Raw genomic sequence first — 20,970 nt, forward strand, 5'->3', positions numbered from 1 at the left:
TTATGAGGCAGCTTGGAAGAGTATGGCTTAAGAATTGATTTGGTGGGGGTTGGTGGTGGAAAGTTTTTTAGATATTTTCGAAAGATAGACTATCGATGGTGACCTTAGACCTTCTAAATAATATAGGAGGCAATTATTAACTGACATTTCCCATGTCTATTAGGCAGCACTTGAAAGCTGCCTAATAGACATGGGAAATGTCAGATTATTATTGTACTTCCTCAGCGTTCAACCTTCTTATACTTTCAATCTTCACCATTGCATCAAGCATTTGGTTGGTGTTCTCTAAAACATGTATCTTTTTAACAACATCTATCCCATGAACAACCCGTCCAAAGGCTGCAAACCCCTTACCATCTGCATTTCTCTTTCCTCCATAATCTAATTCAGGTTGGCTACCTATACATATAAAGAACTCTGAAGAAGCCGAGCCCGGCTCTAATCGAGCCATACTAATTGTTCCATCCAAATGTTTGATTCCAGTTACATTTGTGGGTTCGTGTTGAATTGGCTGCAACTGCTCGATAGTCTCATCAACAAACAGGCCTCCCTGAATAACTTCAATCTTAACTGGGCTATTATTTTGATTTGAAAGTGTAACAACCCGATAAAAGATCGCTGAATCGTAACGTTTTTCATCGACATATTTTAGAAAGTTACACGCCGTTATCGGGGCTCGATCCTCATAAATCTCACAAATTACATCGCCTTTAGTTGTTTTTATTTCTACCCGAGGATTAGAACAACAGGATACAAAAGTTATCACAACCGATATTATCAATATATATTTCATTGTTTTCGTTTTAATATTAATGAAGAGGCCAATGCAATGAGGATCATCCCGACTATTATAAATGCCCAATAATTTATGGTTCGATACTTCAAATAAAGTGTATGGTCCTTATAGTAAAAGCGCCCTCGCTTAAATTGCCAATATGCAATATCTTTTTCTATTGAGGAGGCGTTGGTTTCGTATGGCAAACCTGGCACCTCAAGCGTAGCAAAATAATCCGATTCGCTAATGAAGATAACTTCATCATCCAATTGCCTCTCAAAGTTAGAAAAGTATTCATCGCAATAAGCCTGAAAAACCCACGAGGCATTCAGATGTTCATCCACTAAGTTGCAAATCTCATCAATATCGGGACCATTTTCCATGGATGAATCGAATAGTTGAATTACAAACAAAGAATCTGAATCGGATAACTTCTCTACTCCATTTTCAGCAGCATAATTGTTTAAAAGTTGCGAAAATTCAATCCCCATCGATACTGACAGGTACTTCCAAAATTTCTTTTCTCCTCTTGAATCAAAAGCGTTTTCCTCTTCTTTTGTCATCGACGCAACACATGTTGTATCATCTAAAAAGAAATAGGCATACTCTTCGTTGTTTAGGTAATCATCGATGGAAGCATGCTTAAATGGGAAGCGTTGCAAAAATACCTCCGAGTATTCGTAAAAAGTAAAAAACCAGGCAAAGCGACTAGTTAACTCCACCTTAATATTATCCATAAATGCCGAATCCTGTTTAAGATGAAGTGTTTGATTGATGTCTTCAATTGACACAAACGTCTTTTCAGCAACGGCACAAAATATCGTGTCGCCACTTTCTGCATCAATTTCCTTGTCGTATTTCAGATTCCATCCTTCATTAGTATTAAATGAAAACGGCTTATTATAAACACTAGAAGAATCCCCTTGTGCTGTAATTCTTTTAAAAACTGTTCCATCTGCATTTATTCGCGTGTAATACCTGTAAGTTAAATCATCACACGCCGATAGGATGAACAGACCTATTATTAGTATCCATTTTAGTTTCATAGTCAATAGCTTATTTGGTTATCCATTCGCAGAAACCATATTCACGGCGGAGCTGCCATGCATTTAAATGAATATCCTCACCAGACTGATAGGTTTGGAAATCATTTGGTGAAATTAGTTTGATGCGTTCAAGCATATCACTCACCCTTGCAAATAGCTCTGCATTTTCAACTTCAAGAAGCTTCATATTACTCTTATTAATAAGAACGCCATCGTTTTGACGAACAAGTGCATTCGTTTCAAAAAGCGATGCTACGATTTCATTAACTGTTTGCCGGCATTGCCAATCAACATTATTCTGCAATTCATTGGGGGATACTCGTTGTTCAATAGCTAAGCGATTCTCCCAGGTATAAATCTCCATCCAAGCATAAGCTCCAAGACTCAATAGAATTAGAATACTTGCCGCAACCCTAATTAGATAGGCTATATTAGAAACAGATTTCTGTGTCCTAATCCTATTCATCACCTCATGCTTAAGCTTTTGTCCATTTTCCAACTGAGGCTTCTGCTGCCTTAATTGCTCAATAATTTTTTTATAATTATCCGCTTCCATCTCTACAGGCTTAATGTTTTTTTCAATCGTTCCCTTACTTGCTTACGCGCCACGTATAGATTGTCTTTTATCTGCTTTGCCGACAATCCTGTTATATACGACACTTCCACAACCTCCATCTCTTCAATTTCACGTAACACAAAAACAGCTTTTTGCAACTCAGTTAAAGAACTCGTCGCTTGCCTTACACTCTCCTCCAATTCATTATTACATAGTTGTGTAAACCCATTATGATCTTCACTTATTATTGCAACACTATGCACATCAACCTGATTTTTTCGTTTGCGCAAGGCATCAATCGCCATCCGTGTTGCAATACTATAAAGCCAGGTTGTAAATTTTGCTTTTTGCGAATCAAAGCTTCTAATTTTTTGCCAAACGGTCACAAATGCATCTTGCACAATATCCTCTGCTTCAGCCTTTACATTAATCATCCGATAAACTATTGAGTAGCAATAATCAGTATGCCGCTCAAGCAACACAGCAAAAGCCTGTTGATTGCCGGCTCTACTTTTTTCTACTAATATTTCATCTGATAGTGACTCCATAGATTCTTTACACCTTATACGATTAAGCAGGCTATTGGTCGAAAAGAAATTACTGAATTATATATAAAACATACTATTGTTCGATAACGCACACTACGTACAGTGTAACCAAAGAATGCTCTTAATCGTCCAATTAACAAAGGATGACAAAAATCATCTGTTCGAAAACGAACAATATTCAGGTAAAATATAGGCATAATTAATCATTCAGCTAACAAGCAACACCTTAACACATTGACTATCTGTGATTTTATTTTATCGGCACAGGTATTGTTAAGTAGTTTTTACCCATTAGAATCGATTTATCTAAGAAAAAAATATTATGAGCCAAAGCATTATTCGCGTGAATCAACTTCACAAATCCTACATTACAGGAAGTAACTCATTACATGTACTTAAAGGACTTGATATTGACATCCAGCAAGGCGAAATGGTTTCAATTATGGGATCATCGGGTTCTGGAAAATCCACTCTTTTGAATATTTTGGGCATTCTTGACAATTATGACAAAGGAGAGTTCTATTTAGGTGATACCTTAATTAAAGACTTAAATGAAAAGAAAGCAGCCTGGTATCGCAATAAGATGATAGGTTTTGTTTTTCAATCCTTTAACTTAATTACATTCAAAAATGCCATGGAAAATGTGGCCTTGCCCCTCTACTACCAAAAGGTTTCAAGAAAAAAAAGAAATCGTATTGCTATGGAATACCTTGAAAAAGTTGGTTTGACTGAATGGGCTCACCACTTGCCAAGCGAGCTTTCAGGCGGTCAGAAACAAAGAGTTGCGATTGCAAGAGCCCTCATAAATAACCCTAAAGTAATCCTGGCAGATGAGCCAACCGGAGCACTTGATACTCAAACATCTTATGAAGTAATGGAACTTTTCCATGAGATTAACCGGAGCGGAATCACAATGATAATAGTAACTCATGAAAACGACATTGCAGAAAAGACTGAACGGATAATACACCTTAAAGATGGTGTGATTGAAAAAGAATACAAACAGAACCATAGTATTAGATATGCTTGATTTAGGAGTTTGGCAAGAAATATTAAGCACGATGCGCAAAAACAAATTACGCACCTTTCTGACCAGCTTTAGTGTTTTTTGGGGTATTTTCATCTTAATGATACTTTTAGGTTCAGGCACTGGCTTACAAAAAGGAGTTATGCACAACTTTAGTGATGCAATGAATAGTGTATGGCTTTGGGGAGGTAGAACAACGATAGCACACGCTGGCTATAACACTGGTCGACAGATAAGCTTTAAAAATGATGATCTTGAATTCATCTCTAATCATTATGAAGCTCTTGAGAACATATCCGGCCGAATTAACCTTTGGGGTGGTGCCTATTCAACAAACTACAGGAATGAATATGGTGACTTTGGCATTCAAGCCATAAACGTTGGCTTTCAAACCACTGAAAACTTAAAACTAACCAATGGTAGGCTATTAAATTTCATTGATATTGAGAAATACAGAAAAGTTGCTATTATTGGTCGAATTGTAAAAGAACGCCTATTCAAAGAAGAAAATCCAGTCGGTAAATATGTTAACATTAACAAAATACCTTTTTTAGTTGTCGGTGTCTTTGATGATGTTCATGATGGAGAAGTGGAGCGATTATACATCCCAATTTCCGTTGCTCAAAAAACATTCAGACCAGGCACACAAATTGGTACCATGACATTCACCTGTGGTGATTTATCGGTTAAAGAAAGTGAAGCTTTACTTGAAGATATAAAAGTTAAATTAGCTAATAAACACAAAGTTGATCCTGAAGATCAAAGCGCACTGGGCTCTTTCAATGCCTTAAAAGAATACAAACAAATGCAAGCTCTCTTCGCAGGCATCAAACTTTTTGTCGGCATTATAGGTGTTTTCACTCTTATCGCCGGCATAGTAGGCGTTAGTAATATTATGCTGATTGTAGTAAAGGAAAGAACTAAGGAATTTGGCATTAGAAAAGCCCTAGGAGCAACACCTCGTTCAATTATCGGTTTGATTATTCTTGAAGCACTAATAATTACTTCAATTGCAGGCTACCTTGGAATGCTTTCAGGCATCTCATTACTAGAGCTCATTGCTAAAAACATGCCAGCCTCTGAGTTTTTTAGAAACCCGGGTGTTGACTTTAATATTGCCATAGGCTCAGCGATACTTATTGCCCTTGCAGGTATGTTAGCCGGATTCGTTCCAGCCAGAAGGGCTTCTCGTATTAAACCCATCGTTGCTTTGCACGATGAATAACTCAACAAGATTATGATTGATATAGATAAATGGCAAGAAATATTCCACACCTTAAAGCAAAATAAGTTACGCACAACTTTAACAGCTTTTGGTATCTTTTGGGGCATCTTTATGTTGGTTATCATGCTTGGTGCAGGTAGCGGATTGGAAAATGCTGTGTACGCCAACCTTGGAGATTTCTCAAGAAACAGTATGTTTATCTGGGCTCAACAAACAACTATGCCCTACAAAGGGTTTCCTCGAAACAGACAATACTATTTTGAATATAGTGACAAGAAAGCATTAGAACAAAACATTCCAGAGATTGAAATTGTAGCACCTACGGTTAATGGAGGAGGCTATCGCGAAAATACACTTTTGGTACATCGCCACAAAAAAGGGAATTTTAATGTGCTTGGTAAAACACCAGACGAAAACTTTATAGACCCTGTTATTTTGGAATATGGGCGTTTTTTAAATGAATTTGATCTTAAACTTAATCGAAAAGCTGTTTTACTTGGTTATAGGGCTTACGAAGAATTATTTGATAAAGATGAGAATCCAATTAATAAATATGTTCGACTTAATGGTATCTACTTCCAGGTAATTGGCGTATATAAGTCAAAGCATTCTGGTGGCTGGGGAGAAAACCAGAACTCTCAGGTATGGATTCCATTCACAACAGCACAACAGGTATATAATTACCCTAACCGGGTTGATCATTTCTCAATTGTAGTCAAGCCTGAATTTGAGGTTAAGCCTGTTGAAGGAAAGGTTATGGCCATACTTGCCAAACGCCATAAGATTCATCCTGATGATAAAGGTGCTTTTGGCTACAATAACGTAGGAGAAGAATTCAAAAAAATGAATGGACTTTTCCTTGGCATCCGCGGCTTAATATGGATTGTCGGAATAGGCACATTATTAGCAGGAATTATTGGTGTTAGTAATATTATGCTCATCATATTACGAGAACGAACTGTTGAATTTGGTATCAAAAGAGCAATTGGTGCCAGTCCACGTAAAATTATAGGTAGTGTACTTTCAGAATCTATTTTTTTAACAACTATTTCCGGCATATCTGGCCTTATGATAGGTGTTTTTATTATTGAACTAGTAAACAATGCTTTGCCTCCAGAGAGTGAAATGTTCAGAAATCCTGAGATTGATTTCCAGCTAGCCATTACAGCACTTATCATTATTATTCTATCAGGAATGTTTGCTGGCATAATACCATCAAGAAGAGCTGTCTCTATTAAACCCATTGAAGCAATCAGAAGTGAAAATTAAACTTTCTCCATATCATGAAAAAAATAGTTAAAATTTTTATCAGCGTTTTATTTGTAGGATTAGTAATATTCGGATTTGTTTACCTATACAACAAGTCTAAAGTAAAAGATATCATTTACGAAACAAAAAATCCTTCAGTAGATAATGTAATTCAAAAAACAGTTGCAACAGGCTCTGTTACGCCTCGTAAAGAGATTCTGATTAAACCACAGGTTTCAGGAATTATTGCAGAATTATATGTAGAACCCGGTGACCATGTCAAAAAGAACGATCTATTGGCAAAAATTAAGATAATTCCAGATATGGTAGCTCTTAATGCAGCCGAATCGAGGCTTAACAAGGCTAAATTGCGTTTAGAAGATGCTCAATTGGTCTATGATCGACAAAAAGGAGTGTTTGAACAAGGTGTCATTGCAGAAGCAGAATTCCAAAATTATCGGATTGATTACAATACCGCTCTTGAGGAAGTTGAAGCAGCTGAAAACAATCTGCAATTGATTAAAGAAGGTATCACCAAAAAATCAGGTGAGATTACGAATACTCTTATACGTTCAACCATTGAAGGAATGGTTCTGGATGTTCCAGTAGAAGTCGGCACCTCAGTTATACAAACCAACACCTTTAATGAAGGAACGACCATAGCTTCGGTAGCCGATATGAATGAAATGATTTTTGAAGGTAAAATTGATGAAACTGAAGTAGGCAAGATCAAAGAAGGAATGAAACTAGAATTGACAATAGGCGCAATTGAAGAGGAAAAGTTTGATGCAGAACTTGAGTACATATCTCCTAAAGGTGTTGAAGAAAATGGAGCTGTTCAATTTGAAATCAAAGCAAAAGTAAAGCTCTCATCCAGCAATTTCATCAGAGCTGGTTATAGTGCTAATGCTAACATTGTACTTGATCGACGAGATAGCGTCCTGACAGTGTCTGAATCATTAATTCTGTTTGAGAACGAAAACAAAGACTCTATATATGTTGAGATTGAAACTGCACCTCAAGTATTTGAAAAACGGTTTATTTCTACTGGTTTATCTGACGGAATCAAAATTGAAATTAAGGAAGGGTTGACAAAAAAAGATAAAGTAAAAGTTCCTCAGGCTAGTTAAATAATAATTGATACATTTATTATCTGAATATTACCTCTGTATATAGCAGAGGTGATATTCTTCAGAAGATAAGTTAAGCTCACACCAATCAAAAGAATTATCTATGAAATCAATAATTGCTATTGCCACCATTCTTTTAATGGCAATCAACATGCAAGCTCAGGATTCACTGAAAATAGAATGGCAGGGACAAAAAAAGCAATGGCCTCTATTAGAGTGCATTACTTATGCTCATGAAAATAACATAACGATTAAGCGCGAGGCTGTTAATACCGAATATCAGGAAAATATATTAAAACAGAGCAAATTAGACCGACTGCCTGATTTAAGTGCCAGCTCCAATGGCTCACTGAGTTTTGGGTATACCTGGGTTCAGCAAGAAGCGCAAAACGTAGACCAAAACATCCGTTCGCTTGGAATAAGCGCCAACAGTAATGTCAATGTTTTTAGTGGTTTATCCAACTCCAACAGAATAAAGCGCAATAAGGTTGACTTATTAGCTGCAATTGAGAACATGGAAAAAACTAAAAATGACATTGGGCTTTTAATAACAGGTCATTACCTACAAATTCTATTTAATAAAGAGTTGTTGAATGTTGCAAATGAACAATACGAAACCAGTAAATTGCAGGCCGATCGCACCAAGAAACTGGTTGATGCAGGCAGTCAGGCTATGGGTAGTTTTTTAGAGATAAAATCCCAGGCTGCTAAGGAAGCTTTAAATGTGACGCAACAAGAAAATGCCTTAGCTATGTCATTACTAGACTTAGCTCAATTACTTGATTTAGAACGCCCTATTGAATTTGACATTCAAACACCAGAACTTCCTGAATTAACAGCATTCACACCTGAACCTCCTGCTGATATTTATTCTGTTGCATTAGAGATAATGCCAGAGATTAAAAGTGCCACATACAATACGGAGAGTAAGGAATATGATTTAAAAATTGCAAAAGGCAACTACTACCCAACCTTAGGAGTAGGTGCAGGTATATCAACCAATGCCAACTGGCTGGCCGATGACCCTTATGACTCAAACCGCCCCTTGGACGAACAGTTTAAGACTAACCAAAATACATACATTGGTGCCCGCTTAAGCATTCCAATCTTTAATCGTTTACAAACAAGAAACAACGTGGCAAATGCTAAACTTGGCTTAATGGATGCTCAATACCAGTTAAAGGCCGAAAAGCTAAGCTTACGCAAAAGCATTCAACAAGCTTATGCTGATGCTGTTGCAGCATACAATAAATACCTTTCGAGTGAAGAAGCAGTTAGTTCATTTGCCGAATCATTCCGATATACCGAGAAGAAATTTAATGTAGGATTAGTAAACTCAGTTGATTATAATGTTGCAAAAACTGATTTTACCAGAGCACAATCTGATCTTCTTCAATCAAAATATGAATATATTTTACGAACGAAGATCCTTGACTTCTACAAAGGCATTCCTATAAAACTTTAAAATTTCATAATACCCTTTTTACCCTTTAATTATAGAGCCGGATATTGCAACTCAAATATCCGGTTTTTTAATGTTTACAAAACTTCTGCCTCTCACCTCATTCTCTAATCAACTTATTTCTTAAATTAGCCAATATAAAATACCGAATCTATGAAGAAACCTGTTGTTATTGCCATCGTTGCAGTCATTGTTATTTTTGTTTTATTGGTAGTGGCTAAAGAACAAGGTTGGGTTGGCCAGGAATACCAAGAAAAGGTATTGGCTGAAAAAGCTCAACTCAGAACCATTACAGAAGCCATTACAGCCAACGGAAAAATCAAACCGATGGTTGAAGTAAAAATTAGCTCAGATGTTTCGGGCGAAATTCTAGACCTACTGATACAAGAAGGGCAAGAAGTTAAGCGTGGACAAATATTGGCACGCATCCAGCCAGATATCTATGAGCGAAACTACGAAAAAATGGAAGCCTCGGTAAAATCAGCCGAAGCTAACGTACAACAAGCGAGAGCCCAGTTACAGCAAAAAGAACTTAACTACAAACGCAATAAGCAACTATGGAACGATAAGACCATTTCTGAATCTGACTTTGAACAGATAGAATCAGAATATGAAATTGCTCGTGCCAACTTGGCCTCAGCAGAAGCGGCATTACGAAATTCACGCGCATCATTAAAAGAAGCAAAGGATAATCTCAATCGTACTACCATATATGCACCTATGGATGGTACTATCTCGCGCCTCAACGTTGAAAAAGGTGAGCGCGTAGTAGGTACTGCTCAATTTGAAGGAACAGAAATGATGACCTTAGCTAACCTGCACCAAATGGAGGTATTGGTTGATGTTAACGAAAACGACATTATCCGCGTAAGTCATTACGACACCTGCTTAATTGAGGTTGATGCTTATTTAAAAAAGCAGTTTAAAGGTGTTGTTACACAAATTGCCAACTCGGCAAAAACGCAAGGTGCCAGTGCCGACCAAATTACAAACTTTGAAGTTCGTGTTTTAATTCTACCTGAATCGTATCAACATTTGATTGCCAAAGAAGCCAAAAACATTTATCCGTTTCGTCCGGGAATGTCTGCAACCGTTGACATTCAAACCAATACACGCTATAACACACTTACGGTTCCTATCCAATCTGTTACTACCAGACCTGACAGCATTCAATCCGATTCTACAAAAATTGAGGTCGACAAAGATAAGCGCATTGAAGTAGTGTATATCGTGCAAGAAGGCAAAGCTATTCAAAAGAAAGTCGTTCCAGGCATTCAAAACACTAAGTACATCGAAATATTGGAAGGCATTGCCGAAGAGGATGAAGTTATTAGCGGACCTTATTCAGCCATTTCTCGCAAATTAGAAAATGAAGCAGCAGTTCAGGTTGTAGATAAATTATTCGAGGAGAAAAAAGATTCATAAGCATCAAACACCAGATTTTAGATAAAAGACAACATACAATCTTCTTTCAAAAGCTAATAGACGATAAGCATCAGCTAATAGCTTTTTTAGTATTACTATCTTCGAAACAATTTATTATTTTTGCGCAATAATCTACTAACATGGCAAAGATATTAAGTATAGAAACGTCTACCGGCGTATGTTCGGTAGCCTACAGTGAAAATGGAGAAGTTGTTGCTTCAAAAGAGTTGTACCAAATCAATTCGCATGCATCTAACTTAACTGTATTGATTGAGGAGTTGTTTGCTCAAAACAACACACCTGACATGAAAGATATTGATGCTGTAGCTGTAAGCAGTGGACCTGGCTCATACACAGGCCTTCGCATTGGTGTTTCTACGGCGAAAGGCATTTGTTACGCACTCAATAAGCCGGTGATTGCCATTGATTCGATGCACATTTTAACACAGCCTTTGGTAAATAAAGAATGGGAGAAGTCAGAACTGCCAACTGTGTTTTGTCCCTTAATGGATGCACGCCGCATGGAAGTATACACCGCTGTATTCGATAGTGACCTAAATATAATTGAGGAAATATCAGCCAAAATTGTTGATGAAGAAACCTTCTTAAAGTGGCTTAGTGTGAATCGGGTTGTATTTTTTGGCAACGGTGCTGATAAGTGTAAAGAAGTCATTCAACACGAGAATGCTATTTTCGTAGATGACTGTCATCCACTTGCTAAAAACCTGGCACCTCTTGCTGAACAATATTTTGCTGAGGAAAAGTTTGAAGACGTAGCTTACTTTGAACCGTTTTATCTGAAGGATTTTGTGGCTACAACGCCGAAGAAAAAAGTATTGTAGCAGATTTCATAAGTAAACTCATGTATTTGTTTGTCATATAGAGGAAGTAATCATAACTTAATCTCTAAAACAAAGGCTTATGAGAAAGCTTACGACAATACTAACTGCATTCTTTTTTTGTGCTAACCTACTGGCAGCACAAGAAGAGGAAAAAGACACTGTGTTTATTGCTCCTTACCCAACCACCAGTCACCAAGCCTATCAGGGTGGCGAACGCTTAGTGTTTAAACTTAATTATGGGATTGTAACAGGAGGTAAAGCGACATTAACTGTCAGTGATTCCATTTATAATAACACTCATATACACCATGTTGTTGGGCGCGGCGTAACAGTTGGCATAGCAGATGTATTATATAAGATACGTGATCGTTACGAAAGCTTCATCGACGTTGAAACCAACCAACCGGTAAAGGCTGTTCGCAGCATTCGTGAAGGACGTTATCGTTATTATAACGAAGTAGAATACAATCGTGATTCATCGCAGGTCATGTCCAAAAAATCAGGTGTCCACAATGTGCAGGAAGGCATATTAGATATCCTATCTGCCTTTTACTTTGCCCGCAACCATAAATTCAACGACAACCTGCAGGTTGGTGAAGTCATTGAATTTATGACCTATTTCTCTGATGAAAACTTTCCTTTGCGTATCCGATACCGAGGTACAGAAGTTATTAAAACCAATTTTGGAAAAGTAGTATGTTATAAGTTTTCTCCGGTAACTGAAGTGGGCCGGGCCTTCAAAACCGAAGATGACATGCATGTATGGATTACCAAGGATAAAAACCGCATTCCTATGCGCGTACGCTTTGACCTGGCAGTTGGCTCTTTCACTTGTAACCTCGAAGAGTTTAAAGGATTGAAACACCCGTTTAGCAGTGTTAAATTTTAAAACATGTTTTTTTTGCTTTTTGAGCTTTTAGTTAATACAATTCGTTTTTTACACTAATTAGCTTATTTTTGCAGCGTTTTTTACGATAATAATAATCACAATTTCAATAGTATGGCAACTACAGCTGATTTTAGAAACGGGATGTGCATTGAGTACAATGGACAGTTATTTTTCATTGTACAGTTTCAACATGTGAAGCCCGGCAAAGGAGCTGCGTTTGTAAGAACTAAACTTAAAAACGTATCAACTGGTAAGGTTATTGAAAATACATTTAATGCAGGTGTAAAAGTTAATGAAGCACGTGTAGAGCGTCGTCCACATCAATTTTTATATAAAGATGATATGGGCTATCACTTTATGAATGCTGAAACATTTGATCAGGTTCCTATCGAAGAAGGACTAATTGGTAATACAGCATTATTAAATGAAGGAATGGAAGTTGAAGTCGTTTACCATGCCGATACTGAAACTCCATTAATGGTTAATCTTCCTACTAACGTGGTGTTTGAAGTGACCTATACCGAACCAGGTGTTAGAGGTGATACATCTTCAACCAACTCATTAAAACCAGCTACCGTAACAACGGGTGCACAAATAATGGTTCCATTATTTATTAACGAAGGCGATAAAATTAAAATTAACACGAGTGACAACTCATATGTTGAGCGTGTAAAATAATTTATATCACAATATTAACCCCTGTTATAATCTTAATACTAAACAGTTAGTTAAGACATATAACAGGGTATTTTGTTGGTACCCCAAGGCATCTATAAGAAATACTGACTTTTGTAGGTTTTTTTTAATACCTTAGTTGGAAAGAGTTATCTCCTATGGTTACGCAATTAAAAAAGAAAAGACTTCGATTATATAAGGATAGATTAAATATTATCCTTGATATTGCGCAAACCATAAATGAAGATCATAGTATTGATGATCTACTCTCTGAATTTGAAATATTACTGCGTGAAGAGCTTGAAGTAGGGAAAGTACTTGTTTTTACTTATTCTAATGATATCTGGAAAAACCTTTTGGTATCAGGTGTTACAGAGCAAGAAGCATCGGCAATTGATGTTGAAGAAGATTTGCTGCAATACGAAACGATTGAAAGCATTACCCTTTCGCATCCACCAAATTTAAAAGGGTTTGATGCTGTTATTCCATTGTTTCATCGATATAAAGCAATTGGCTATGTATTAATTGGCGATATTGAAGAAGAGCAGCAAGGTATTAGCCCAACAATTAAACACTTAAAACTCATCCAAATTATTTCTAACCTGATAATTGTATTTGTTGAAAACAAACGCATGCAGCAGGAACTACTTGAACAAAAAGCCATACAAAAAGAGATGGAATTGGCTTCGCGTATTCAAAACCAATTGGTGCCCAACAAGCACCAGTTACCTAAAACATCGAAGCTGGATATACATACTTATTACGAGCCACACATGGGGGTTGGTGGCGATTATTACGATGTTTTTCAGCTATCGCGAAACACTATTGGCTTTTGCATTGCCGATGTATCAGGAAAGGGAATATCTGCTGCCATGCTAATGTCAAATTTTCAAGCAGTAATACGTTCGCTTTTTTCATACAGCTGTAACCTCAAAAAGCTGGTTCACCAATTGAATGCCCGCGTGAATGAAAGTGCCAATAATGAAAAGTTTATTACACTATTCATCGGACGCTATAACCTTATCACCAGGCGCTTGAGCTATGTGAACGCCGGACACCTGCCGCCATTATTATATGATGCGCGAAAACAGCACTTGGTTCACCTTGAAAATGGTTGTATTGGTTTGGGTATGCTTGATTTTATCCCATCCATAGAAGTTGGAAAAGTACACATACCTAAAGGCTCTAAATTACTTGCATTTACTGATGGATTAGTCGAGTTAGATGATGGCCACCATGTAGAATCTGGTGCTGAAGAGGTAGAAGAGATAATGAATAACAACCATCCTTTAGAGCAAAACTTCCTGCGCTTAAGAACCATTATCGATCGCATCGAGAATGATGGCGCTGCCTTTGATGACATCTCACTCATCGGGCTTGAATTTAAATAATAAAAAAGCAGACATCACTGCCTGCTTTCTTCAAATATATCTTTTCTAATATTATTGAGCAATCACCAGGAAATAGTTTTTCTTGCCTTTTTGCACTAATAGATATTTATCATTCAATAATGCTGATGCATTTATACTTAGTTCAGCATCTGTCACCTTTTCTTTATTAATACTCATTCCACCACCTTTTATGGTACGGCGCAATTCACCTTTCGATGGAAATACAGAAGATTTCTCAGCCAATAGATCAACTACATTTACACCGGCTTGAAATAATGCTTTATCGACCGTAAACTGAGGCACTCCTTCGAAAACAGCCAATAAGGTCTGCTCATCAATTTTACGAAGGGCATCTGTTGTTGCTTTTCCAAATAAAATCTGTGAAGCTTCAACAGCTGAATCGTAGGCCTCACGACCATGCACCATAACGGTGACTTCTTCGGCTAAACGCTTCTGCATCGCACGCATATGTGGAGCTTCGGCTTGTTCTTTTGCCAATCCTGCCACTTCATCCTGCGTTAGCATTGTAAATATTTTAATGTATTTCTCAGCATCCGAATCAGAAGTATTCATCCAGAACTGGTAGAAGTGATACGGACTAGTTTTTTCAGGATCTAACCACACATTACCACTTTCTGTTTTTCCGAACTTACCACCGTCGGCTTTGGTGATCAATGGGCAGGTCATAGCAAAGGCTTCACCTCGCTCCTTACGACGTATCAATTCAGTACCAGTTGTGATGTTACCCCACTGGTCAGAACCACCCATCTGTAATCTACAGTTCTTCTCTCGATACAAGTGTAAAAAGTCAAAACCCTGAACCAACTGGTAAGTAAACTCAGTAAACGACATACCAACGCGTGATTCTTCACCAAGGCGTTTCTTTACTGAATCTTTCGACATCATGTAGTTGACGGTAATGTGCTTACCAATATCTCGAATGAACTCAAGGAAGGAAAAATCCTTCATCCAGTCATAGTTATTCACCAACTCGGCACCATTAGGCAAGGATGAATCAAAGTCAAGAAATAAAGCCAATTGATTTTTTAAACATTCCTGATTATGACGCAATGAAGCTTCATCAAGCAAATTACGCTCCTGTGACTTTCCTGAAGGATCACCAATCATACCGGTTGCACCACCTACAAGCACCAATGGTTTATGACCACAGGCCTGAAAATGCTTTAGCATCATTACCCCAACAAGGTGACCTATATGTAATGAATCTGCTGTTGGGTCAATACCCACATAAGCTGACGTCAGTTCTTTCTTTAATTGTTCTTCGGTACCGGGCATAACATCGTGAATCATGCCACGCCATCTTAGTTCTTCAACAAAATTCATGCTTGTGCTTTTATTTATTGTCGCTTACGACGCTATTATACATTTTTATTAATTGCAAACGCAAAGATAATAAAAACCACATGCCTAGATACCTACTTTTTTAATGTAAATATTGCGAAACAACAGCAAAAACACACATCCGTTATCAATATGTTAATTTTAACAAGTGTTTAACCACTTATTTATTATTTTTTGAATATTTTTATTGCTCTTAATGAACACACTAACTAGATCTCCTTTATCCCATGAGAATCATACACCTATTGGTATTCATCTGTTTATCAACAATACTTTTAGCACAAAAAAAATCGGTGCCCAGCCGATATATAAATGAACCCTTAAAAATTGATGGCATACTTTCTGAAGAAGAATACAAGACAGCCACACCAGCCACTGACTTTCTTCAGCTAGAGCCCTATAATGGTCAACCGGCCATGCAGAAATCAGAAGCTTACTTTTTTTACGATCAATCAGCGATATACGTAGGTGCCATGTTATACGACACAGCACCGGATAGCATCTATAATTTTCTGTCGGAACGCGATAACATTGGTGGTTCTGATTATATTGGTATTTATATCGATCCGTATAATGAAGGCCAGCTATCTTATGGATTCTTCTTGACGCCAGCAGGAGTTCAAACAGATATTAAAGCGATTAAAAGTGATCGGGATCGGGAAGATGGCAATTGGGATGCCGTTTGGGAGAGCTCAACTAAAATTAACGATCAAGGTTGGTGTTTTGAGATGCGTATCCCCTACTCGGCACTGCGTTTTCCAGAAAAAGATGTACACACCTGGGGACTTAACATGTTCCGAAATATCAGACGTTACAACTCCAATAACTCATGGAATTTTATCGACAGAAATATTTCCGGTTTCATCCACCAACAAGGTGAGTTAACAGGTATTGAAAATATAAAACCGCCAACACGACTATCCTTTTCGCCATACGTAGCAACCTATCTTGAACACAATGAAGCAAATGGCGAAACTGATTTCATCTACAAAGGGGGCCTTGACCTAAAATATGGTATTAATGAGAGTTATACACTTGATATGATGCTTATACCCGATTTTGGTCAGATTCAATCAGATGACAAGCAGCTTAATCTTGGGCCTTATGAAATCTATTATGATGAACGACGCCAGTTTTTCACAGAAGGGATGGAATTGTTTGATAGAGGTGATGTTTTTTACTCGCGACGTATTGGTAGCCGCCCTAAGTTTGGTGGTGATGCCAACGATGTATTAGAAGAAGATGAAATCATCAGCGATCGTCCATCTGAAACGCAATTAGTTAATGCCACTAAAATATCAGGTCGTGGTAAAAATGGTTTTGCGGTGGGTTTTTTGAATGCCATGTCGATCAATTCATACGCCACATTGCAAGATACAATTACCGGAGAAACACGTAATGTATTGATTCAACCATTCACCAATTATAATGTATCTGTTATTGACCAAACATTAAAAAACAACTCATATATCAGTCTGATAAACACCAATATGTCGATGTATGATAATCCTTTTATGGCCAATGTAACAGCTACTGAATTTCAATTAAGAGATCGAAGTCTGAAGTATGCTTTTACCGGTAAAGGAGGAATTAGCCACAGAGGAGCCACAGAGAAAGAAACGGGTTGGTTTGCCGAAGTTGAGCTAGCCAAAAATGGTGGCAAATGGCAATATGGTGTTTCGCAAGAAGCTTATTCCGATGATTACAACCCAAACGATATGGGTTACCTTCGTCGTAATAATTTATTCGATACTGATGCCTTTCTACGGTTTAATCAGGTTGAACCTTTTGGCATTTTCAGAGAGATGTCAGCTGAACTGGCGGTTAAGAATGATATGGTGATGGAGCCTTTTGAGGTCAAATCACAAAGAGTTGAGTTGGACACCGATTGGTTATTCATGAACAATTATGGCTTCTCGTTATATGGCGCCTATATGGGTGAAGAACACAACTATGACGAGCCTCGTGTTGAAGATCGTTACTTCTATAAGCCACAAGGATACATGTACCGTACTATGTTTCACTCTGATCGCACAAAAAGATTTGGCATTTACGCCTATTTTGGAGGGTATGAAAGGCCTGACAGAGATCAAAGTGGAAACTGGATGGGTACCGGATTTGACCTGCGCGTGGGGCAAAAGCTAGCATTTGACTACGAATTGAGCTATAATGGTGAAAATAATGACTATGGCTATGTTAGTAAAAACGAAGAGCAGGACTCTATCCATTTTTCAAGACGCGATTTGGGCACAATAGAAAATGTATTGCAAATGGCCTATACGTTTAATAACAAATTGAGTTTGCAACTCAGGGGACGCCATTATTGGTCAAGTGTTGAAAATAAATCATTTTATTTATTACAAGACGATGGCACATTAGAACCAGAGGATGACTACGAGGGCGAGCATGATAATAATTTTAATGCATTTAATGTTGACATGGTGCTTCGTTGGGTATTTGCTCCAGGATCAGAAATGACCTTTGGCTGGAAAAACTCGATCTTTAACTTAGATGATAGCGTAGTAGACAACTATAAAGATAACATTGAGATTGTACGAAACAGCCCACAAACCAACACTCTTTCATTCAAAGTTTTGTATTACATCGATTTTAATTCGCTTCGGAAAAACAGGATATAATATCATTTAAGACAATTATTGCATAACTTTGCTGCTCCTAATTGTAAAACTATAACCTATGCCACGACTTATTTTAATCATGGTTATGATTGTATTTGCATTGAGCAACAGTCATTGTTACGCCCAATATTCGCATGTAAATGATAGCCTCATAAACAAAACCGCCACAAACCTAAGTCTCAAGCTGGAATACAAACCACTACAGCTACAAATCAATTCGCTAGAGATACATCATGCCACGCAGCCAATATTTGTATATAATCAAGCTGGCATGCATGAGCACTACAATATACTAGATAATAAAAGCCAATTAACAATACCATACAAGGCCTATTACCCATCAGGTATAATAAGTTACGTTGGGAATAACCGACGTAGAGACAGCTTTAACCCACATGGTGTAGATGACATTGGCAGTGCACTCCTAAATGGATTCATTAATGGAATTCTGCTAGGCCATAAATATTAAGCAAGCTCCCTTCCCCTCCCTTCATCTTAACTAATTAATTATTAAAGAATGAAACAACTATTTATTTTAGCAATGTTGGCACTTAGCTACAGCGCTAATGCTCAACACTCGGAGCACAAATCAGGGACTGAACACCATGCCCAAAACCAGCATGAACATGCACCTCATGGGAAACACAAATTATCTGTTTACACGGGTTTTACCCATATCCCTTCGGCCTTTTATGAGCATGAAACACATGAAGAAAGTACTGGGAAATGGGTGCCTACCATTGGTATTGATTATTTTTACTCTTTAAGTCACAAATGGGAGCTGGGTATTATTGGTGATATGGAGCTTGACGAATACTACATCGAATCAGATAGTTTTGAAGAATTAGCTCGTAATAATGTGGTGGTACTTTCAGCGGTGGGTAAATATAAACCAACACATCGCATTGGACTAATTGCTGGACCTGGAGTTGAATGGGAAATGGGTGAAAAAGACACCAAGACCTTCTTCGTTTTAAAAACCGGAATTGAATTCGAAGTAGCCATCGAAAAAGGATGGGAATTAACGCCTGTATTCACCTATGATTTAAAAGAAGAATATAGTGCATACGCCTTCGGTATAACCATTGGCAAGCGATTTTAAAAAATTATTGCTCAATAAAAAGAAGCCGGCAAATAGCCGGCTTTTTAGTTTTCATCGTCTAAAAAAAGAGTATCTTTAGTTGATTTAGTTCATAAACCTCATCGTTATGAGAATACATATTACCTCTTTTTTAGTAATTGTTTCTTTGATACCATGCATTGCGCAATCAAAATTTAAAGCAAAATATCTGGAACCAATAAGTGCTGTTAGTCTTAAAGAAAATGTATACGCATTGGCTTCTGATAGTCTTAAAGGACGTGCCACAGGTAGCGAGGGCGAACACAAAGCAGCTCTATTCATAAGGAACCAATTTATTGAGGCAGGACTGTTGCCTTACAACGATACATCCTATTTTCAGAACATTGGTTTATGGAGCTGGCGATGGGATGATTTTACTTTTGAGCTTAACGATGAGAACTTAAGCAATTATGACGATTTCGTTTACCTCAGCTCAAGCCCGATAGCAGAACCCATACAGGCACCATGTGTTTTTATTGGCAATGCATCTGACACCATTTTAAACAAAATTAAGCTAGATGGTAAAATTGCCTTTATCTTAATTGATAATTTAAAGCGCTGGTACTCGGCAGCAAATAAAGCCAGACAAAATGGAGCAATTGCCGTTGTTATGGCACATAAGAACGACCCCACATCTTTTCATACTATTTCGGAGCGTTTGAAGGTAATGCACCAAAAGGCGTCCATCGGCTCTTCCAAGCCTGAGTATCCAGAAAATTCCATTAAAGCTTTTGCCGTTAATTCCGACCTAAGTAAGCGATTGTTTGGTTTATCAATAGATAGTCTAATAAACCTAAGGCGGCCCAAGGACATTAAGCAACTGCCTTCTCCTAAGTTAAAATTATATTGCCCACTAATTGTTGAAGAAGCCAATGCCAATAATGTGGTAGCATACTTGCCTGGCAAAAACAGAGATAAAGAAGCCTTGGTAATATCGGCTCATTACGATCATATTGGTGAACACTATAATGGCATTTGCTTAGGGGCCGACGATAACGCCAGTGGAACAGCAGCTGTTATTGAACTGGCTAAAGCCTTTGCCCCATTAAAAGGAAAACTCGATAAAAACATTATTTTTATTGCCACCTCTGGTGAAGAAAAAGGTTTATTAGGCGCTTTTTACTTTGCCGATCATGCGGATGAACACCACTTTAATTTAAAAGCCAATATCAATATTGATATGATTGGGCGATTAGATTCAACCCACAAAGCCAACTATATTTATACGATAGGCAACAATCATTACCCTGAGTTTGACTCCTTGCTGCATGTGGCTAATAATATGGTGGAACCTCTCATTATCCAATATGAATACAATAAGTCACAAGGCTTCGGAAATTTCTTACGCTTATCAGATCATTATGCGTTTCATCGCAATAACGTACCCGTTATGGGTTTTTTTAGCGGACTACATGCCGACTATCATAAACCCAGTGATACACCTGATAAAATAGACTACCAGGAAATGGAAAAGCGTGTTAAATTAATATTCACCACTGCCTATCTGGCGGCTCAAAAAACAGCTTTTAGTTCACAAACTGACTAATTCCATTTGGTTTATACACTAAAGAGACTATTTTAGCCGTTTCTAGAAAAAATAAACTAATAAA

General features: G+C 37.6%; 19 protein-coding genes. 14 read left to right on the forward strand and 5 right to left on the reverse strand.

Annotated features, from left to right (window positions below; genetic code table 11):
- Window positions 1-208: 208 nt before the first annotated feature.
- Genes JIV24_RS14795 through JIV24_RS14810 form a run of 4 tightly spaced genes read right to left on the reverse strand, consistent with a single transcriptional unit; the run spans window position 209 to window position 2,925 of the window.
- Entirely contained in the window at window positions 209-793 is a 585-nt protein-coding gene (locus tag JIV24_RS14795; protein ID WP_200465838.1) for a peptidylprolyl isomerase, read from the reverse strand.
- A complete protein-coding gene (locus tag JIV24_RS14800; RefSeq protein ID WP_200465839.1) occupies window positions 790-1,821 on the reverse strand; it encodes a hypothetical protein in 1,032 nt (343 codons plus the stop codon). Before JIV24_RS14800 ends, JIV24_RS14795 begins: the two co-directional genes overlap by 4 nt.
- 10 nt (window positions 1,822-1,831) lie before the next feature.
- Window positions 1,832-2,377: a hypothetical protein gene (locus tag JIV24_RS14805; RefSeq protein WP_200465840.1), complete on the reverse strand. Its 546-nt coding sequence runs from the start codon at window positions 2,375-2,377 to the stop codon at window positions 1,832-1,834.
- A gap of 2 nt (window positions 2,378-2,379) precedes the next feature.
- A complete protein-coding gene (locus JIV24_RS14810) occupies window positions 2,380-2,925 on the reverse strand; it encodes an RNA polymerase sigma factor (RefSeq protein ID WP_200465841.1) in 546 nt (181 codons plus the stop codon).
- A 322-nt stretch (window positions 2,926-3,247) separates the two neighbouring features.
- Between JIV24_RS14810 and JIV24_RS14815 the strand changes: the two genes are divergently transcribed.
- The 10 genes from JIV24_RS14815 to JIV24_RS14860 all read left to right on the forward strand — a co-directional run bounded on the left by JIV24_RS14815 (window position 3,248) and on the right by JIV24_RS14860 (window position 14,239).
- Window positions 3,248-3,955 (forward strand): ABC transporter ATP-binding protein, encoded by a 708-nt coding sequence (locus JIV24_RS14815; RefSeq protein ID WP_234445845.1) that lies wholly within the window; start codon window positions 3,248-3,250, stop codon window positions 3,953-3,955.
- A complete protein-coding gene (locus tag JIV24_RS14820; RefSeq protein ID WP_200465842.1) occupies window positions 3,912-5,177 on the forward strand; it encodes an ABC transporter permease in 1,266 nt (421 codons plus the stop codon). Before JIV24_RS14815 ends, JIV24_RS14820 begins: the two co-directional genes overlap by 44 nt.
- 12 nt (window positions 5,178-5,189) lie before the next feature.
- On the forward strand, window positions 5,190-6,446 hold the full coding sequence (locus tag JIV24_RS14825) for an ABC transporter permease (protein WP_200465843.1): 1,257 nt from the start codon (window positions 5,190-5,192) through the stop codon (window positions 6,444-6,446).
- 14 nt (window positions 6,447-6,460) lie between these two features.
- The gene (locus JIV24_RS14830; protein WP_200465844.1) at window positions 6,461-7,555 is read left to right on the forward strand and encodes an efflux RND transporter periplasmic adaptor subunit; all 1,095 of its coding nucleotides are present in this window, start codon (window positions 6,461-6,463) and stop codon (window positions 7,553-7,555) included.
- Window positions 7,556-7,658: 103 nt separating this feature from the next.
- Window positions 7,659-9,020 (forward strand): TolC family protein, encoded by a 1,362-nt coding sequence (locus JIV24_RS14835; RefSeq protein ID WP_200465845.1) that lies wholly within the window; start codon window positions 7,659-7,661, stop codon window positions 9,018-9,020.
- A 150-nt stretch (window positions 9,021-9,170) separates the two neighbouring features.
- Window positions 9,171-10,442, forward strand: a complete 1,272-nt coding sequence (locus tag JIV24_RS14840; RefSeq protein ID WP_200465846.1) for an efflux RND transporter periplasmic adaptor subunit — start codon at window positions 9,171-9,173, stop codon at window positions 10,440-10,442.
- A 140-nt stretch (window positions 10,443-10,582) separates the two neighbouring features.
- Complete coding sequence (gene tsaB / locus JIV24_RS14845) at window positions 10,583-11,284, forward strand: tRNA (adenosine(37)-N6)-threonylcarbamoyltransferase complex dimerization subunit type 1 TsaB (protein WP_200465847.1); 702 nt, start codon at window positions 10,583-10,585, stop codon at window positions 11,282-11,284.
- A 79-nt stretch (window positions 11,285-11,363) separates the two neighbouring features.
- Complete coding sequence (locus JIV24_RS14850) at window positions 11,364-12,173, forward strand: DUF3108 domain-containing protein (protein ID WP_200465848.1); 810 nt, start codon at window positions 11,364-11,366, stop codon at window positions 12,171-12,173.
- Between the two features lie 111 nt (window positions 12,174-12,284).
- Window positions 12,285-12,851, forward strand: a complete 567-nt coding sequence (efp, locus tag JIV24_RS14855; protein ID WP_200465849.1) for an elongation factor P — start codon at window positions 12,285-12,287, stop codon at window positions 12,849-12,851.
- Window positions 12,852-13,006: 155 nt separating this feature from the next.
- Window positions 13,007-14,239 (forward strand): PP2C family protein-serine/threonine phosphatase, encoded by a 1,233-nt coding sequence (locus JIV24_RS14860; protein ID WP_200465850.1) that lies wholly within the window; start codon window positions 13,007-13,009, stop codon window positions 14,237-14,239.
- Window positions 14,240-14,290: 51 nt separating this feature from the next.
- Here the strand turns inward: JIV24_RS14860 and tyrS are convergent, their stop codons facing one another.
- Window positions 14,291-15,583 (reverse strand): tyrosine--tRNA ligase, encoded by a 1,293-nt coding sequence (gene tyrS, locus JIV24_RS14865; protein ID WP_200465851.1) that lies wholly within the window; start codon window positions 15,581-15,583, stop codon window positions 14,291-14,293.
- A 245-nt stretch (window positions 15,584-15,828) separates the two neighbouring features.
- On the opposite strand from tyrS, the gene JIV24_RS14870 reads away from it, so the two are divergent.
- From JIV24_RS14870 to JIV24_RS14885, 4 genes are all read left to right on the forward strand, one after another.
- Entirely contained in the window at window positions 15,829-18,240 is a 2,412-nt protein-coding gene (locus tag JIV24_RS14870; RefSeq protein WP_200465852.1) for a DUF5916 domain-containing protein, read from the forward strand.
- 58 nt (window positions 18,241-18,298) lie between these two features.
- Window positions 18,299-18,709, forward strand: coding sequence for a hypothetical protein (locus tag JIV24_RS14875; RefSeq protein ID WP_200465853.1), 411 nt, complete (start codon window positions 18,299-18,301; stop codon window positions 18,707-18,709).
- 48 nt (window positions 18,710-18,757) lie between these two features.
- Window positions 18,758-19,342 (forward strand): hypothetical protein, encoded by a 585-nt coding sequence (locus JIV24_RS14880; RefSeq protein WP_200465854.1) that lies wholly within the window; start codon window positions 18,758-18,760, stop codon window positions 19,340-19,342.
- 106 nt (window positions 19,343-19,448) lie between these two features.
- Window positions 19,449-20,906, forward strand: a complete 1,458-nt coding sequence (locus tag JIV24_RS14885; RefSeq protein ID WP_200465855.1) for a M28 family metallopeptidase — start codon at window positions 19,449-19,451, stop codon at window positions 20,904-20,906.
- The last annotated feature ends 64 nt before the right edge of the window (window positions 20,907-20,970 follow it).

The organism is Carboxylicivirga marina (assembly GCF_016612505.1).
Taxonomy (GTDB): Bacteria; Bacteroidota; Bacteroidia; order Bacteroidales; family Marinilabiliaceae; genus Carboxylicivirga; species Carboxylicivirga marina.

What these genes read in the sequence shown, in the direction of transcription:
- JIV24_RS14815 (WP_234445845.1), top strand. Translation starts at nt 3,248, where the DNA reads ATGAGCCAAAGCATTATTCGCGTGAATCAACTTCACAAATCCTACATT.
- efp (WP_200465849.1), top strand. Translation starts at nt 12,285, where the DNA reads ATGGCAACTACAGCTGATTTTAGAAACGGGATGTGCATTGAGTACAAT.
- JIV24_RS14870 (WP_200465852.1), top strand. Translation starts at nt 15,829, where the DNA reads ATGAGAATCATACACCTATTGGTATTCATCTGTTTATCAACAATACTT.
- JIV24_RS14875 (WP_200465853.1), top strand. Translation starts at nt 18,299, where the DNA reads ATGCCACGACTTATTTTAATCATGGTTATGATTGTATTTGCATTGAGC.
- JIV24_RS14830 (WP_200465844.1), top strand. Translation starts at nt 6,461, where the DNA reads ATGAAAAAAATAGTTAAAATTTTTATCAGCGTTTTATTTGTAGGATTA.
- JIV24_RS14840 (WP_200465846.1), top strand. Translation starts at nt 9,171, where the DNA reads ATGAAGAAACCTGTTGTTATTGCCATCGTTGCAGTCATTGTTATTTTT.
- JIV24_RS14810 (WP_200465841.1), bottom strand. Translation starts at nt 2,925, where the DNA reads ATGGAGTCACTATCAGATGAAATATTAGTAGAAAAAAGTAGAGCCGGC.
- JIV24_RS14885 (WP_200465855.1), top strand. Translation starts at nt 19,449, where the DNA reads ATGAGAATACATATTACCTCTTTTTTAGTAATTGTTTCTTTGATACCA.
- JIV24_RS14850 (WP_200465848.1), top strand. Translation starts at nt 11,364, where the DNA reads ATGAGAAAGCTTACGACAATACTAACTGCATTCTTTTTTTGTGCTAAC.
- tyrS (WP_200465851.1), bottom strand. Translation starts at nt 15,583, where the DNA reads ATGAATTTTGTTGAAGAACTAAGATGGCGTGGCATGATTCACGATGTT.
- JIV24_RS14880 (WP_200465854.1), top strand. Translation starts at nt 18,758, where the DNA reads ATGAAACAACTATTTATTTTAGCAATGTTGGCACTTAGCTACAGCGCT.
- JIV24_RS14800 (WP_200465839.1), bottom strand. Translation starts at nt 1,821, where the DNA reads ATGAAACTAAAATGGATACTAATAATAGGTCTGTTCATCCTATCGGCG.
- JIV24_RS14835 (WP_200465845.1), top strand. Translation starts at nt 7,659, where the DNA reads ATGAAATCAATAATTGCTATTGCCACCATTCTTTTAATGGCAATCAAC.
- JIV24_RS14860 (WP_200465850.1), top strand. Translation starts at nt 13,007, where the DNA reads ATGGTTACGCAATTAAAAAAGAAAAGACTTCGATTATATAAGGATAGA.
- JIV24_RS14825 (WP_200465843.1), top strand. Translation starts at nt 5,190, where the DNA reads ATGATTGATATAGATAAATGGCAAGAAATATTCCACACCTTAAAGCAA.
- JIV24_RS14795 (WP_200465838.1), bottom strand. Translation starts at nt 793, where the DNA reads ATGAAATATATATTGATAATATCGGTTGTGATAACTTTTGTATCCTGT.
- tsaB (WP_200465847.1), top strand. Translation starts at nt 10,583, where the DNA reads ATGGCAAAGATATTAAGTATAGAAACGTCTACCGGCGTATGTTCGGTA.
- JIV24_RS14805 (WP_200465840.1), bottom strand. Translation starts at nt 2,377, where the DNA reads ATGGAAGCGGATAATTATAAAAAAATTATTGAGCAATTAAGGCAGCAG.